This window comes from Vibrio sp. 10N.286.52.C3, from assembly GCF_041468865.1.
GTDB lineage: Bacteria > Pseudomonadota > Gammaproteobacteria > Enterobacterales > Vibrionaceae > Vibrio > Vibrio crassostreae_C.
The window spans coordinates 1-2,603 of the sequence record NZ_JBFRJM010000137.1 but is presented as its reverse complement, the minus strand read 5'-3'; the positions used below and the strand labels follow the sequence as shown (position 1 = coordinate 2,603).

Genomic DNA, 2,603 nt, shown 5'->3' with positions numbered 1-2,603 from the left:
TCTATCGATAATAATCGCGCAGAGCGCGCAATTAAGCCGCTGGTCATTGGCAGGAAAAACTCTTATGACCTTTTTCAAGTTTTTCGACAAAACCTCTCTCTCCTCTGTGAGACGAGGCATGCTTTCAACATTAGAATTGCCTGAAAGTGAATTAGCAATAACTTGGGTTATACATACTCTTATTCGGGGATCTTTAGCCCCAACATGGTTTTCGTAATGAGTTTACCTCTATCTGGCTGCTAGTATCTAACCAAGTGGTCGACTTAAATTCTTGACGAGGATTACTCACCTGAGCTTCTTCACTTCCAAGCAAATTTTAAACTCTCTGATTTCGAGTGGTGACAGCAATGTCCCACATGAATCCAAGTAACTCTCTCGCAACAGCAGTAATTGCTATTTGTGACTTTTTCCCTTTAGCTACCAAGCTTCGGTAACGGAAGCATAATCGCTGCTGAGCTTTCCAGGAGATATCTTTGGCTTCTTGGCAAACACTATCTGGTCGATTCGCAGTTAACCAGCTACCGACCTTAGCATTGTTTCTATATGCCCATGCTGCCTCATACAAAAGTCGTCTTAACTCAACATTTCCAGCTTTAGTGATCCCTGCTTTACGAGTCACACTACCACTTGAGTGTTCACCAGGTATTAGGCCAAGGAATGCCATTATTTGTTTCGGATTACTAAATCGGGAGAAATCACCCACTTCAGCCACTACGGAGATTGCAATCGTACGTCCGACACCTTTTAGAGCTTGCAGTTGATTAACCAAGTTATAAAGTGACCAGTTAGGAAGTAACCTATCAATTTCTTGGTCTAATTGCTCAATACGGTTTTCTATTTGCTCCAAGCTTTGTCGATAGTGCTCATAAGCTATTTGTTGAGAAGCTAAGGGGAAAGATTGGTTGGCTAGCCATACTCGATGGCGGACAGTCCACATTTTCTTTTCATACTTTTTACCCGTTCTCAGAAGAATACTTTGGATTCGCTGCTTGGCAACTTTAGTATCTTTCTTTGCACAGCTTCTGGCTCTCACAAGATCTCGCATAGCTTCATGTGTCAGGTCGGGTACCCAGATATCAACTAACTCACCCGCTCTTAACAACCTCGCTAAAGCGACGGCATCTCGATGATCATTTTTGATCTTGTTGGTTGATATCTTAGGTATTCTAGAAGGAGCCACAACTGTACACTCTATGTTCATGCTAAGTAACAATCGATATAGACCGTAGCCTGTTGGGCCCGCTTCGTAGCAGACAAGGATCGTACCGTGAAGCTTGATTAGCTTCTTCATTAGACGAATAACGGCATCTTTTGCTGAAGAAATATTCCCATAAAATCGAACTTCTCCCTGCCGCTCTGGACTTGCAATCGCAACAGCAATTGTGTCCTTGTGCACATCAAGTCCAATATAAGCAGAATAGTTGACGGATTCCATATTGATGACCTCCAAAAACGCACCAGTAGGTAAGTCTAAGTATATAAGGTCATACCATCTGGCTCTTCTCGACCAACCCTAATGGCGCCGAAGCGAGCGCAATGCTTTATAGCATTGTCGAGACCGCAAAAGCCAATGGGCTTATCCTCTACGATTACATGGTCAAGTGCATGAAGGAGCTAGCGAAAGCTGAGCCAGATATCGATGCGCTCCTACCTTGGAACTTCAAACATTAGTAATATCGCCCTGTAGGTTCATGGGGCGTTTACCGTCAAAAAGCCTTTTCGGCTTGAGGAAATTTGGCGGATCAGAACCAGATTAGAAATTGAAAATAATTTGATGCAGCTTGCGTTGCTCAACTTAGCTATTGATAGCAAACTTAGAGCAAGTGATTTGCTCGTTCTCAGAGTTTGCGATGTATCTTCGCAAGATAGGATATTTAACCGCGTTAAGCATATCCAGCGCAAAACAGATATTGAAGTTCAATTTGAGATAACGACAAGAACTCAACAGAGTCTAATGAAATGGATTTTGATGGCTTCGCTACATGACAGCAATTTTATTTTCCCAAGCCAAAGGCGAAAGCAACAACCGAATAGCTATTCGTACTATCGATACTTAGTGAGGAGATGGGCTTCTAATCTGGGGTTGGATCCTAACTTGTATGGCACTCACTCGATGAGGCGAACAAAAGCGACGTTAGTCTACGCAAAAACGAAAAATATCCGAGCGGTGCAGCTACTACTTGGTCATACCAAGGTAGATAATACAATCCGCTATCTTGGGGTTGAATTAGAAGATGCATTGTTGCTTTCAGAAGGTACTGAGTGTTAATCGAAAAGGAACCTAAATACTTAGGTGTTTCAATTGCTATTACGCTGAAAGTTGTTACCCATTCACCGCTACACTTGATTATTTTCAATACGTTAAGTGCAAATACTACTAATCTGTCCAAGGTTTAGAGGACCTTGAACAGATTAGGTATACACAAGCTTAAATTAAACGTTGGAACGCGCGTTTTTCTTCTTTGATTTATAGGCTTTCATTGAAATTTTTAAAGCAAGCTGTTTTTGTTTAATTGAAATGAGTTGTCTAGTTACGACCTTATGGTGTAACTCTGTGATAAAGTTTTTTCCCAAGGCGTAAGGCGGTCAAACCTCAATAAAAT

The 2,603-nt window shown here is 41.8% G+C and carries 2 protein-coding genes and 2 pseudogenes; 3 read left to right on the top strand and 1 reads right to left on the bottom strand.

Going from position 1 to position 2,603, the window contains the following annotated elements; genetic code table 11:
• Positions 1 to 60 (top strand): annotated as a pseudogene (locus tag AB4138_RS23790) (transposase); the annotation flags it as partial.
• Positions 61 to 316: 256 nt separating this feature from the next.
• Here the strand turns inward: AB4138_RS23790 and AB4138_RS23785 are convergent.
• The gene (locus AB4138_RS23785) at positions 317 to 1,435 is read right to left on the bottom strand and encodes an IS110 family transposase (RefSeq protein WP_017070419.1); all 1,119 of its coding nucleotides are present in this window, start codon (positions 1,433 to 1,435) and stop codon (positions 317 to 319) included.
• A gap of 47 nt (positions 1,436 to 1,482) precedes the next feature.
• On the opposite strand from AB4138_RS23785, the pseudogene AB4138_RS23780 reads away from it, so the two are divergent.
• Together AB4138_RS23780 and AB4138_RS23775 are read left to right on the top strand one after the other, a co-directional pair.
• Positions 1,483 to 1,671: pseudogene (locus tag AB4138_RS23780) on the top strand (transposase domain-containing protein); the annotation flags it as partial.
• Between the two features lie 61 nt (positions 1,672 to 1,732).
• A complete protein-coding gene (locus AB4138_RS23775) occupies positions 1,733 to 2,269 on the top strand; it encodes a tyrosine-type recombinase/integrase (RefSeq protein WP_372182038.1) in 537 nt (178 codons plus the stop codon).
• The last annotated feature ends 334 nt before the right edge of the window (positions 2,270 to 2,603 follow it).

Bases quoted from the DNA above. Each gene is read 5' to 3' on its own strand.
- AB4138_RS23785 (WP_017070419.1), bottom strand. From the start codon at position 1,435: ATGGAATCCGTCAACTATTCTGCTTATATTGGACTTGATGTGCACAAG.